Below are 11,808 nucleotides of genomic sequence, written 5' to 3' on the forward strand. Positions count from 1 at the left end.
CCGCCGCCTTTCGGCGCGAGCGGCCTCGGTGGTCGGGCCGCCCGAAGGCCGGGCTCTCCTTCAGTCCCCGTGACGGGTGCGCCCGCAGGCCCGGCGTCGGGCATCCCGCTCACCGTCCCCACGCCCGGACCGCCCGCCGCAGCGCCGCCTTCCGTTCCCGCGAGACGGCTGCCCGCTCTGCCCGCAGCCGCACCGCCTTCCGGCTCCACCCCCGAACCGCTCACCGCCCCTGGTCCGCTCGCGACCCGCAGGTGCGTACCGCCGTCCCCCGGGACACAGGCGACCGTCACCTCGGCGCCGGGCGCGTACCGCGCGGCGTTGGTGAGCGCTTCCCGGACCACCCGGTGGCGCAGCCCTGTGTGCGCGTCGGGCCGCTCGGGCCAGGCCGTGACCCGTACCGCGAGACCCGAGGCCGCGGTGCGGCCGAGGAGGTGGCGCAGGTCGGGGACGCGTGGTGGTTCGGGATCGTTCTCCGCCGGGCCGGGTCCGCCTTCTTCCGCGCGCAGCACCCCTACGATCTCGTGCAGCCGGTCCACCGCGTCCGCCGTCGCCGCGCGCAGGCCCGCCGCTGCCTCGCGGTGCCGCTCCGGCAGGTCGGCGGCGACCTGGAGCGTTCCGGCGCGCAGCGCGAGGAGGCTCAGTTCGTGGCCCAGCGCGTCGTGCATCTCGCCCGCGATCCTGGCCCGCTCGCGCAGCGCGGCGCGCTCGGCGACGGACCGCTGCTCCTCCTCCAGGCGCGCCGCCCGCGCCCAGCCCGCCTCGAAAAGGGCGCGGCGCTGGAGCCGGTACCTCCCGGCGAGCCAGGGGAAGACGACGAGGAAGAGGAGCACGGCGAGGAGCAGCAACCAGGACGTGACCGGGTCCTCGGCACGCCACTGCACCCGCGCCGCGCCGGCGAGTGCGAGTGCCGCGCAGGCCGCGGCGGTCTGCCGGGCGCCGCCGCGCAGGCCGAGCAGGTGGGCGAGGACGGGCAGCGCGAGCCCGTAGTCCGCCGTGAAGAGGGCCGTACCGAAGGCGAGTCCGGGGGCGGCGGCGAGCAGGAGGGCCGTCGCGGGGAGGCGCCGCGCGCAGAGAGCGGCGAGCGCGAGCGCCGCGAGGCCGAGCCCGGTGGCGCCCCACGGCACGTGTTCGACGAGGCCGAACAGGCGCGCCAGGACCACGGGCACGGCGAGCACCGTCCAGAGCCCGAGGGCCCGGACGCCGTGCGAGAGCGCGGTCGCTGCCATGCCCCTCACGGTACGGGGCACCACCGACAATCCCTCCGTGGCCGATCGGACACGGTACGTAAGGGCAGGTCAGGGGCATCGAAGACGGGTGCACCGCCGGTCCGGAGGTCCGTGCCGGGCACCCTCGGCGACCGGCTGCCCGACGCCGCTTCCCCTGCGCCCACGCCCGCACCACTCGCCGCCCGGCCGCGCGCGCGCCGGGCGTGCGCCCCCTTTGTGCTCCGCCCTCCCCGTCGTCACCCTGGCGCGGGAGGCGCGGCGTGTGGCCGAGAGGGGTGTGCGTGGCAGGATCTGAACGCCATGACTTTGCCCACGCACTCCGCCGCGTCCGTTCCCTCCCCCTCGCCCTCGGCGCCTCCCGCACGGGAGGGCGCATCGCTGCACGGCCCCGTGATCGCCTGGTACGAGGCGAACGCCAGGGATCTGCCGTGGCGGCGGCCCGAGGCCGGTGCCTGGGGGGTGATGGTCAGCGAGTTCATGCTCCAGCAGACCCCGGTGGCCCGGGTCCTGCCCGTCTACGAGGAATGGATGCGGCGCTGGCCGCGTCCCGCCGATCTCGCCAAGGAGCCCTCGGGCGAGGCCGTGCGCGCCTGGGGGCGCCTCGGCTACCCGCGGCGCGCGCTGCGGCTGCACGGCGCGGCCGTCGCCATAACGGAACGGCACGGCGGTGACGTACCCGAGCACCACGCCCAGCTCCTCGCGCTGCCCGGGATCGGCGAGTACACGGCGGCGGCCGTCGCCTCCTTCGCGTACGGGCAGCGGCACGCGGTGCTCGACACCAACGTGCGGCGGGTGCTCGCGCGGGCGGTCAGCGGGGAGCAGTTCCCGCCGAACGCGACGACGGCGGCGGAACGGCGGCTCGCGCGTTCGGTGCTGCCCGAGGACGAGGACACGGCGGCGCGCTGGGCCGCGGCGTCGATGGAACTCGGCGCGCTCCTGTGCACGGCGAAGGGCGAGCGGTGCGAGCCGTGCCCGCTCAGCGACCGCTGCGCGTGGCGGCTCGCCGGCAAGCCCGAGCACACCGGTCCGCCGCGCCGTGCGCAGACGTACGCGGGCACCGACCGCCAGGTGCGCGGGAAGCTCCTCGCGGTGCTGCGCGAGGCCCTGGAGCCGGTGCCGCAGGCGACGCTCGACCGCGTGTGGCACGACCCGGTGCAGCGGGCCAGGGCGCTCGACGGTCTCGTCGCCGACGGTCTCGTGGAGCCGTTGGAGAACGGCCGCTACCGGCTGCCGGGACACCGCTCCTTCCCGCCTCATCAGCCCCGCTGATCCCGCGCCGCCTCTCACCCCCACATCACCAATTCCGGCAAAACCCCCGATAAGGGTGCCCATCTTCCGCTCGCCGGTGGGCTGTTACACAACCGATGGGTAGCTGTGCGCCCATCGACCGCCTACTCGGAAGCCTCCGTTACACCTCCTCCGTAGCGTCAGCACCGTGCTTCGACCAGAGCACACGGGGACACGGGGACCACGGGACACGGAGGCGGACGACATGGCGCAGGCGACAGTCGGCGACGGTGTGCGGGACGAGGCGGCGGGGGACGGGCTGCCCGAGGAGATCCTCGGTTTCGAGGAGTACGTACGGGCGCGGCAGGACGCCCTGCTGCGCAGTGCCCGGCGGCTCGTGCCGGACCCGGTGGACGCGCAGGACCTGCTCCAGACCGCGCTCGCGCGCACGTACCGCCGCTGGCAGGGCATCGCCGACAAGCGGCTCGCCGACGCCTACCTGCGCCGCGTCATGATCAACACGAGGACCGAGTGGTGGCGGGCGCGCCGCCTGGAAGAGGTGCCGAGCGCCCAGCTTCCCGAGGACGGTCTCGACTCGGTGCCCGACCCAACCGAGCAGTACGCCGACCGCTCGCTGCTCATGGACGTGCTCTCCGTACTCGCTCCCAAGCAGCGCAGCGTCGTCGTACTGCGACACTGGGAGCAGATGTCGACCGAGGAGACGGCGGCGGCGCTCGGCATGTCGCCCGGCACCGTCAAGAGCACCCTGCACCGTGCCCTGGCCCGGCTCCGGGAGGAGCTGGAGACCCGGGCGAGCGAAGCGCGGGCGCAGGAACGTGAGGAGCTGGAGCGGTGCGTGGCCTAGTGCCCCGGCAGTCGAGGTGTGCCCGGCCACGCGTCGTCACCGAGGAAGCGGCGAGGGCGGACGTGACTCAGGACGCGTCCGCCGGGGCGGGTGCCCGGCGACGGCGGGACGCCGGGACGGCCGCGGCGGCGGACGACCCAGCCGGGCCCACGGCGGAGCCGGGCGACCCAGCGCGGCCTCTGAGGGAACCGGGCGAGCCGGCACGGTCCCTGGGGGAACCGGGCGAGCCTGCGCAGCCGACGGCGGAGCGTGCCGAATCCGTCGTCCTCGGCCGCGGGGGCCGTGGCGGGCGCCGGCCTCGCCGGGGGCGTGGACGTCGGGGCGTTCGTGCGCGTACGGCGGCGGCGCGTTGGCGCGGGCTCGGAGTAGGGGCCACCGTGCTGCTCGCGGCCGGTGGGTGTGCGGTCGGGGGGACCGGTACGCGGGACGAGGGGCCTGCCCGGCCGGAGTCGGCGGCGCAGGTCAGTCCGGCGCCGAGCACCTCGCGGAGCGCCTCGGTGCCGGTCATGGGGCAGCAGAAGGTGGTCCGGCTGCTCCTCTCCGATGCCTCGGTGAGCGCGGAGACGAAGAAGGACCTCAAGCCGTGCGGGGGCCACGACTACCCGGTGGACGTCTCCTCGGGCGACCTCACGGGGACCGGGACACCGGATCTCCTGGTCAACGTCATGACCTGTGGGGACGCGGTGGGCGTGGCGAGTTACGTCTACCGCAAGGAGAAGTCGGGGTACGTGAGCGTCTTCCGGGCCGAGGACCCCCCGGTCTACGCGGAGATCGACCGGGGTGATCTGGTGGTGACCCGGCAGCTCTACCAGAAGGGCGACCCGGTCTCGTACCCGTCGAGCGAGGAAGTCGTCACGTACGGCTGGCACGGGGACGAGTTCACGGAGTCGTACCGGATGCGGAACGACTACAGCAAGACCGTGGGCGGGGACAACGGGGACGGTGGCGGGGAGGACGGGGAGGACGACGGCGTGGGTGACGGCGCCGCCGTACCGACCAGTCCCCCCGGGTAACGGCGGAGCACCCCAGGGGCCGGTGGGCGTGTGCCGAGCGGGGGCGGGGCCGCGCGGGGCGGGGGCGGATCGCGCCGGCGGGGCAGGGCGGTGAACGGACGGGAAGACGAGCTGACGGACATGGAAGAGCAGACACAACGGCGGGCGGGGGCGCGCGTTCTCTTCGTGGAGGACGACGACGTGATCCGGGAGGCGACGCAGCTCGCCCTGGAGCGAGTGGGTTTCCGGGTGACGGCGGTCGCCGACGGACTGCAAGGTCTGGAGTGCTTCCGGGCGGGGGCGCCGGACATCGCGCTCCTCGACGTGATGGTGCCGAGGATGGACGGGGTGAGCCTGTGCCGGCGCATCCGGGACGAGTCCACGGTGCCGGTCATCATGCTGTCGGCGCGTGCGGACAGCATCGACGTCGTCCTCGGTCTGGAGGCCGGGGCGGACGACTACGTGACGAAGCCCTTCGACGTCTCCGTCCTGGTGGCCCGGCTGCGGGCGGTGATGCGCCGCTTCGGGCACGCCGGGGGCGGTGGGCAGGCGGTGGAGCAGGAGGCCGCGGGGCCGCTGCGCTTCGGGGACCTGGAGGTGGACACCGAAGGGATGGAGGTGCGGCGCGGCGGTGAGCGGATCGCGCTCACCCCCACCGAGATGCGGCTGCTCCTGGAGTTCTCGGCGGCCCCCGGCACCGTGCTCAGCAGGGACCGGCTCCTGGAACGGGTGTGGGACTACGGCTGGGGCGGGGACACGCGGGTCGTCGATGTCCATGTGCAGCGGCTGCGCGCCAAGATCGGCCAGGACCGGATCGAGACGGTCCGCGGCTTCGGCTACAAGCTGCGGGCCTAGCGTGACGGAGACCGGACAGCGCCGGGAGAAGGCCCGGGACGAGGAGCGGCGGCGGGAGGGGACCGTGCCGGCGCGGGCGAAGCCGCCGTGGCGGGAGCGCTTGCGCAGCGTGTTCCGTACGGGGCTGCGCTGGAAGCTGAGTGCGGCGATCGCGCTCGTCGGGGCGCTCGTGGCGATCGCGCTGAGCCTCGTCGTGCACAACGCGGCACAGCTCTCGATGCTCGACAGCGCCCGTGACGTGCAGGACCAGCGGGTGCAGTTCGCGCAGCGGATCTACGAGACGACGGGGCGGCTTCAGTTCGGTGCCACGCTCGACGACCCGGGGCTGCCGAAGGCGCTCCGCGAGCGGGTGGCGAAGAACCGGCGGGCGACGTACATCGCCTCCGGGCCCGAGGGGCGGCCCGACATCTGGGCGGCGCTCCCGCTCAGCAACGGGCACGTCCTCTCCCTGCACACCCGCTGGTCGACGCGGAAGCAGCGGATCATGCAGGACCTCGACCAGGCCCTCGTGATCGGGTCGATCGCGGTGGTGCTCGGGGGCAGCGCGCTCGGGGTGCTCATCGGCGCTCAGCTCTCCCGCCGGCTGCGCAAGGCAGCGGCGGCGGCGCGCGAGGTGGCGCGGGGGCGGCGGGACGTCCAGGTGCGGCAGGCGATCGGGGGGATCGTACGGGACGAGACGGACGACCTGGCGCGGGCCGTGGACGCCATGGCGGATGCCCTGCGGCAGCGTCTTGAGGCGGAGCGGCGGGTCACCGCGGACATCGCGCACGAGCTGCGGACCCCGGTGACGGGGCTGCTCACGGCGGCCGAGCTGCTGCCACCGGGGCGGCCGACGGAGATGGTCAAGGACAGGGCGCAGTTGCTGCGGACGCTCGTCGAGGACGTGCTGGAGGTGGCGCGGCTGGACAGCGCGGCGGAGCGCGCCGAACTTCAGGAGCTGATGCTCGGGGAGTTCGTGGAGCGGCGGGTCCGGACGTTCGACGCGGACATCTCGGTGCGGGTGCTGCGCGAATCGGAGGTGGTGACCGATCCGCGGCGCCTGGAACGCATCCTCGGCAATCTGCTCGCCAATGCCGGGCGGCACGGGCAGGGGCCGGTCGAGGTGACGGTGGAGGGCCGGGTCGTGCGGGTGCGGGACCACGGTCCCGGGTTCCCCGCCGAGCTGCTGGAGCAGGGGCCGAGCCGTTTCCGTACCGGCAGCGCGGACCGCTCCGGGGGCGGGCACGGCCTCGGGCTGACGATCGCGGCGGGACAGGCGCGGGTGCTCGGGGCGCGGCTCACGTTCCGCAACCTGCTGCCACCCGGTGCCGCCCCGGGCACGGCGGCGGAGGGGGCGGTGGCGGTGCTGTGGCTTCCGGAGCACGCGCCGACGGACGGCGGTGGGGCTCCCGACGCGGCCTGAACCGGCGCGGCACGTGGGTGCGCGCGTTCGCGGTTTCGGGTGCGTGGACGAGTGGGCGCGTGGGCGAGCACACGACAGGGCCCCGGTCCGGTCGACAGGGTGTGTCGCCGGGCCGGGGCCCTGGGGAGCGGTCCTGCGGTGCTCCCGTCGTCCGGGGGCGTCGCTCCGCGTGGTGCTCCGCTCCGGGGTGGTGCTTCGTGTGGTGTTGCTCAGGGGGTGCGGGTCAGACCGTCACGCCCATCTTGTGGAGGAAGTCGACCGGGTTGACGGCCGAGCCGTAGTTCGGGGTGGTGCGGATCTCGAAGTGGAGGTGCGGGCCGCTGGAGTTACCGGTGCTGCCGGACTCCGCGAGGTGCTGACCGGTCTTGACGGTCTGGCCGACCTTCACGTCGATCTTCGAGAGGTGCGCGTACTGCGAGTACAGCTTGTAGCCGTGCTTGATGACGATGGCGTTGCCGTAGGCGGCGCCGTCACCGGCGCCGACCGGGCCCGCCTTGACGACGGTGCCGGAGTGCGCGGCCATCACGTTCGTGCCGGTGGGGACGGCGAAGTCCTGGCCGGAGTGCTTGTGCGCCCAGCGGGAGCCGTCGTTGCCGAAGCTCGCGGAGAGCTCGTACTTCTTGACCGGGTCGATCCAGGACTTGGCGGTCTTGGCCTTGGCCTGGACGACGTGCTCGGCGGCCTTCGACTGCGCGTCGGCCTGGGCGGTGACACCGGCCGCGCTGACAGTCGGGATGACCTTGGTGGTCTGCGTGCCCGTGTCGGCGGCGACCGCGGCCCCCGCCCCGAGCACTGCGACGGCGCCGACACCGGCGGCCATGAAGGCGGCGCGGTTACGGAGACGGGCGGTGGTGCGGGCGTTCGAGGACGTGGTGCTCTTCGGCATGGGGGGAGTACCTCCGAGTGGGGGGATCGGTTCCCAGCGGATTGCCGGGGCGACAACCCCATTGGTAACAAGCCCCCCAGAGCATCCAAAACAGGGCATCTACTACCAAAATACGTAGCTACCGAGCACTTCTCCGGCCCTTCGGAGGCCCTTCATTGGGCCTGTGACGCGGCTTACGTGACGCCGCCCACAGCACGAACGTGCAGGTGGGCGGGTGTGCGGGGCGGCGCGGCCCGCCGAAATGCGGGCAGCCGCCCGGAATACCCGATGAACCAATTAGGGCACTTTGTCCCTATTCGTCCCCTAATGCGGGTAGTACGTGACCCACGTCCTGTGCCTCACGTCACCCGCTGTCCCTTTTTGGGGCCCTTTTCGACCCCTGCGGGAGTGACCGCGACCACTTTGACGGCCCCGGAAAAGCCCTTGTCCGCCTCTCCGCGGGCGGCCGAGAGTGAAGGTCCGGTCACGCCGCGAGGTCGGGAGGGCCCATGTCGAGCGTCAGGATCGCCGTGCTGGGGGGTGGTTTCTCCGTCGCGGGGGACACCGTGCTCGACCCCTGGGTGCTCGGGCACGCGCGGGGCCCCCGTCCCCGGGTCTGTTTCGTGCCGACGGCGAGCGGCGACGCCCCCGCGTACGGGGCCGCCTTCCGTGCGGCCTTCGCGGGCCTCGACTGCGAGCCGAGCGTGCTCTCGCTCTTCGAGCGGACCCTGGACGCGGAGGGCCTGCCCGCGCGGCTCCTCGCGCAGGAGGTCCTCTATGTGGGCGGCGGGAACACCGCGAACCTTCTCGCCGTGTGGCGGGTGCACGGCGTGGACCGGCTGATACGGGAAGCGGCGGCGCGCGGCGCGCTGCTGTGCGGGATCTCGGCCGGAGCGAACTGCTGGGCCGAAGCCTCGCTCACCGACTCGTACGGGCCGCTCGCCGTGCTCGCCGACGGCCTGGGCCTGCTCCCCGGCTCCTTCTGTCCGCACTACGACTCCGAGCCCGGGCGGCGTCCCGCCTACCGGGCGGCCGTCGCCTCCGGCGCGCTCCCCGGCGGCTGGGCGCTGGACGACGGGGCGGCGGCGCTCTTCGCCGTACGCCCCGGCGCCGGTGAACCGCCGCAGCCGGTCGAGGTCGTCAGTCGCCTGCCCGGAGCCCGCCTCCACCGCCTCGTCCCCGACGGCCGCGGCGGCACCACGGAGACCGCCAGGGAGGGGCGCCTTCTGGGGTGAGCGGGACACGGTCCGTAGGCACGCGCTCACGCCCGAGCGGCACGGTGTCCCCCTGGCCGGGCCCGAGCCCCGAATCCGCCCCTGCTGAGCCTCAGCGGCCCGGCCCCCTCCCGTCCCACGCGAAGGCCCCGCCTTCTCCCTTGCGGGAGAAGACGGGGCCTTCGTGCGGTGGGCCGGTCCCCTGGCGGGGCTCAGCTCTCCTTGGTCAGGTTGGGGCCGCCACCCGCGGCGGACTCGACCGGGGGTGCGTCGGGGAGCGTGGACTTCTCCTCGCCGCGGAAGGTGAAGTTCTCGTTCTCGCCCTCACCCTCCGTGTCGACCACCACGATGTGACCGGGACGCAGCTCGCCGAAGAGGATCTTCTCCGACAGGATGTCCTCGATCTCGCGCTGGATCGTGCGACGCAGCGGACGGGCGCCGAGCACCGGGTCGTAACCGCGCTTGCCGAGGAGCTTGCGGGCCGGCTGGCTGAGCTCGATGCCCATGTCGCGGTCCTTCAGCCGCTCGTCGACCTTGGTGATCATCAGGTCGACGATGCGGGTGATGTCCTTCTCGGTGAGCTGCGGGAAGACCACCGTGTCATCGACACGGTTGAGGAACTCCGGGCGGAAGTGCTGCTTCAGCTCGTCGTTGACCTTGGCCTTCATGCGCTCGTAGCCGGTCTTCGTGTCGCCCTGGACGGCGAAGCCCAGGTTGAAGCCCTTGGAGATGTCGCGGGTCCCCAGGTTGGTGGTCATGATGATCACCGTGTTCTTGAAGTCCACGACACGGCCCTGGGAGTCGGTCAGGCGACCGTCCTCCAGGATCTGGAGCAGCGAGTTGAAGATGTCCGGGTGCGCCTTCTCGACCTCGTCGAAGAGGACGACGGAGAACGGCTTGCGGCGCACCTTCTCGGTGAGCTGGCCGCCCTCCTCGTACCCGACGTAGCCGGGAGGCGAGCCGAAGAGACGCGAGACGGTGTGCTTCTCGCTGAACTCCGACATGTCGAGGGAGATCAGCGCGTCCTCGTCGCCGAAGAGGAACTCGGCGAGCGTCTTGGCCAGCTCCGTCTTACCGACACCCGAGGGGCCGGCGAAGATGAACGAGCCACCGGGGCGCTTCGGGTCCTTGAGCCCGGCGCGCGTACGGCGGATCGCCTGCGAGAGCGCCTTGACGGCGTCCTCCTGGCCGATGACGCGCTTGTGCAGCTCGTCCTCCATGCGCAGCAGGCGCGAGGACTCCTCCTCGGTGAGCTTGAAGACCGGGATGCCCGTGGCCGTGGCCAGGACCTCGGCGATCAGCTCCTCGTCCACCTCGGCGACGACGTCCATGTCGCCGGCCTTCCACTCCTTCTCCCGCTTCGCCTTCGCGGCGAGGAGCTGCTTCTCCTTGTCGCGGAGCGAGGCCGCCTTCTCGAAGTCCTGCGAGTCGATCGCGGACTCCTTGTCCCGGCGGACTCCGGCGATCTTCTCGTCGAACTCGCGGAGGTCCGGCGGCGCGGTCATGCGGCGGATGCGCATGCGGGAGCCGGCCTCGTCGATGAGGTCGATCGCCTTGTCGGGCAGGAAGCGGTCGGAGATGTACCGGTCGGCGAGGGTCGCGGCGGCGACGAGCGCGGAGTCGGTGATGGAGACCCGGTGGTGCGCCTCGTAGCGGTCGCGGAGGCCCTTGAGGATCTCGATGGTGTGCGCGAGGGAGGGCTCGGCGACCTGGATCGGCTGGAAGCGGCGTTCGAGGGCCGCGTCCTTCTCCAGGTACTTGCGGTACTCCTCCAGCGTCGTCGCGCCGATCGTCTGGAGCTCGCCGCGGGCGAGCATCGGCTTGAGGATCGAGGCGGCGTCGATCGCGCCCTCGGCGGCACCCGCGCCGACGAGCGTGTGCAGCTCGTCGATGAACAGGATGATGTCGCCGCGGGTGCGGATCTCCTTGAGGACCTTCTTCAGGCGCTCCTCGAAGTCACCGCGGTACCGGGAGCCGGCGACCAGGGCGCCGAGGTCCAGGGTGTAGAGGTGCTTGTCCTTGAGGGTCTCGGGCACCTCGCCCTTGACGATGGCCTGCGCGAGGCCCTCGACGACGGCGGTCTTGCCGACGCCGGGCTCGCCGATGAGGACCGGGTTGTTCTTGGTGCGGCGCGAGAGCACCTGCATGACCCGCTCGATCTCCTTCTCGCGCCCGATGACCGGGTCGAGCTTGGATTCGCGGGCGGCCTGCGTCAGGTTGCGGCCGAACTGGTCGAGGACCAGCGAGGTCGAGGGGGTGCCCTCGGCGGGGCCGCCGGCCGTCGCCGTCTCCTTGCCGGTCTGGTAGCCGGAGAGGAGCTGGATGACCTGCTGACGGACCCTGTTCAGGTCGGCGCCGAGCTTCACGAGGACCTGGGCGGCGACGCCCTCGCCCTCGCGGATCAGGCCGAGCAGGATGTGCTCCGTGCCGATGTAGTTGTGGCCGAGCTGGAGGGCCTCGCGGAGCGAGAGCTCCAGGACCTTCTTCGCCCGGGGAGTGAAGGGGATGTGCCCGGACGGGGCCTGCTGGCCCTGGCCGATGATCTCCTCCACCTGCTGGCGGACCGCCTCCAGAGAGATCCCGAGGCTCTCCAGGGCCTTAGCGGCGACACCCTCACCTTCGTGGATCAGTCCCAGAAGGATGTGCTCGGTGCCGATGTAGTTGTGGTTGAGCATCCGGGCTTCTTCCTGAGCCAGGACGACAACCCGCCGCGCGCGGTCGGTGAACCTCTCGAACATCGTTAATCGCTCCTCAGAGCGGTCAGGCAGTAAAGGGGTCGGTCCCCTCCCTGTCCTTCCGCAGCTTAGTCCCGCAAGCGGGGACCGCTCGGGTCCATCCCCGCCTCCGCGGGGACCAGCGTCCTTCCTGAACTGCTGAACGAACTCACTAACACTGATGGTGCGAGACGATGTTCCCCCAGGCCAAGCCGATACCCGCTCCAGCGCTACGCCGATGGCGAACGCGCGGGGCCCGGGACGGCCGCGTCGCCCCTCCCTACTGGGAATGTCTTACCCCCGAGCAGGGACAGTCCATGCGACACGACCCCACCCCCTCCGCTACGGGCGAACAGCCTTGCGCGCCCGTGCCCCACGCCACCACGCCGCCGCGCGCACGCTCCGTCCGCGCGCGGGCACCCTTCGCGAGCGCGCCCGCGGGTACGGG

Annotated in this window: 9 protein-coding genes; 6 read left to right on the plus strand and 3 right to left on the minus strand. The window is 72.7% G+C overall.

The features are described from left to right. Nucleotides 1-1,226: histidine kinase (locus G3I42_RS28690; RefSeq protein ID WP_239096740.1), on the minus strand; the 1,226-nt coding region annotated here is incomplete at its 3' end. Between the two features lie 300 nt (nt 1,227-1,526). Here G3I42_RS28690 and G3I42_RS28695 point away from each other — a divergent pair. The 5 genes from G3I42_RS28695 to cseC all read left to right on the plus strand — a co-directional run bounded on the left by G3I42_RS28695 (nt 1,527) and on the right by cseC (nt 6,567). Beyond that, a complete protein-coding gene (locus G3I42_RS28695) occupies nt 1,527-2,495 on the plus strand; it encodes an A/G-specific adenine glycosylase (protein WP_164290667.1) in 969 nt (322 codons plus the stop codon). Nucleotides 2,496-2,718: 223 nt separating this feature from the next. Next, nucleotides 2,719-3,318, plus strand: a complete 600-nt coding sequence (locus G3I42_RS28700; RefSeq protein WP_239096741.1) for a SigE family RNA polymerase sigma factor — start codon at nt 2,719-2,721, stop codon at nt 3,316-3,318. Nucleotides 3,319-3,824: 506 nt separating this feature from the next. Next, entirely contained in the window at nt 3,825-4,331 is a 507-nt protein-coding gene (locus G3I42_RS28705; RefSeq protein WP_239096742.1) for a hypothetical protein, read from the plus strand. Nucleotides 4,332-4,451: 120 nt separating this feature from the next. Next, complete coding sequence (gene cseB, locus G3I42_RS28710) at nt 4,452-5,165, plus strand: two-component system response regulator CseB (RefSeq protein WP_164290673.1); 714 nt, start codon at nt 4,452-4,454, stop codon at nt 5,163-5,165. Beyond that, nucleotides 5,086-6,567 carry a two-component system sensor histidine kinase CseC gene (gene cseC, locus G3I42_RS28715; protein ID WP_239096743.1) on the plus strand — a complete coding sequence of 494 codons (1,482 nt, stop codon included), beginning with the start codon at nt 5,086-5,088 and terminating at the stop codon, nt 6,565-6,567. Before cseB ends, cseC begins: the two co-directional genes overlap by 80 nt. Nucleotides 6,568-6,790: 223 nt before the next feature. Here the strand turns inward: cseC and G3I42_RS28720 are convergent, their stop codons facing one another. After that, entirely contained in the window at nt 6,791-7,453 is a 663-nt protein-coding gene (locus G3I42_RS28720; protein WP_164290669.1) for a M23 family metallopeptidase, read from the minus strand. Nucleotides 7,454-7,941: 488 nt separating this feature from the next. On the opposite strand from G3I42_RS28720, the gene G3I42_RS28725 reads away from it, so the two are divergent. Continuing rightward, nucleotides 7,942-8,667 (plus strand): peptidase E, encoded by a 726-nt coding sequence (locus tag G3I42_RS28725; RefSeq protein ID WP_164290670.1) that lies wholly within the window; start codon nt 7,942-7,944, stop codon nt 8,665-8,667. 191 nt (nt 8,668-8,858) lie between these two features. On the opposite strand, the gene G3I42_RS28730 is transcribed toward G3I42_RS28725, so the two are convergent. Next, nucleotides 8,859-11,384, minus strand: a complete 2,526-nt coding sequence (locus tag G3I42_RS28730; RefSeq protein WP_164290671.1) for an ATP-dependent Clp protease ATP-binding subunit — start codon at nt 11,382-11,384, stop codon at nt 8,859-8,861. Between the last annotated feature and the right edge of the window lie 424 nt (nt 11,385-11,808).

Source organism: Streptomyces sp. SID11385, from assembly GCF_010548245.1.
GTDB lineage: Bacteria > Actinomycetota > Actinomycetes > Streptomycetales > Streptomycetaceae > Streptomyces.

Bases quoted from the DNA above. Each gene is read 5' to 3' on its own strand.
- G3I42_RS28705 (WP_239096742.1), top strand. From the start codon at position 3,825: ATGGGGCAGCAGAAGGTGGTCCGGCTGCTCCTCTCCGATGCCTCGGTG.
- G3I42_RS28730 (WP_164290671.1), bottom strand. From the start codon at position 11,384: ATGTTCGAGAGGTTCACCGACCGCGCGCGGCGGGTTGTCGTCCTGGCT.
- G3I42_RS28725 (WP_164290670.1), top strand. From the start codon at position 7,942: ATGTCGAGCGTCAGGATCGCCGTGCTGGGGGGTGGTTTCTCCGTCGCG.
- G3I42_RS28720 (WP_164290669.1), bottom strand. From the start codon at position 7,453: ATGCCGAAGAGCACCACGTCCTCGAACGCCCGCACCACCGCCCGTCTC.
- cseB (WP_164290673.1), top strand. From the start codon at position 4,452: ATGGAAGAGCAGACACAACGGCGGGCGGGGGCGCGCGTTCTCTTCGTG.
- cseC (WP_239096743.1), top strand. From the start codon at position 5,086: ATGTGCAGCGGCTGCGCGCCAAGATCGGCCAGGACCGGATCGAGACGG.
- G3I42_RS28700 (WP_239096741.1), top strand. From the start codon at position 2,719: ATGGCGCAGGCGACAGTCGGCGACGGTGTGCGGGACGAGGCGGCGGGG.
- G3I42_RS28695 (WP_164290667.1), top strand. From the start codon at position 1,527: ATGACTTTGCCCACGCACTCCGCCGCGTCCGTTCCCTCCCCCTCGCCC.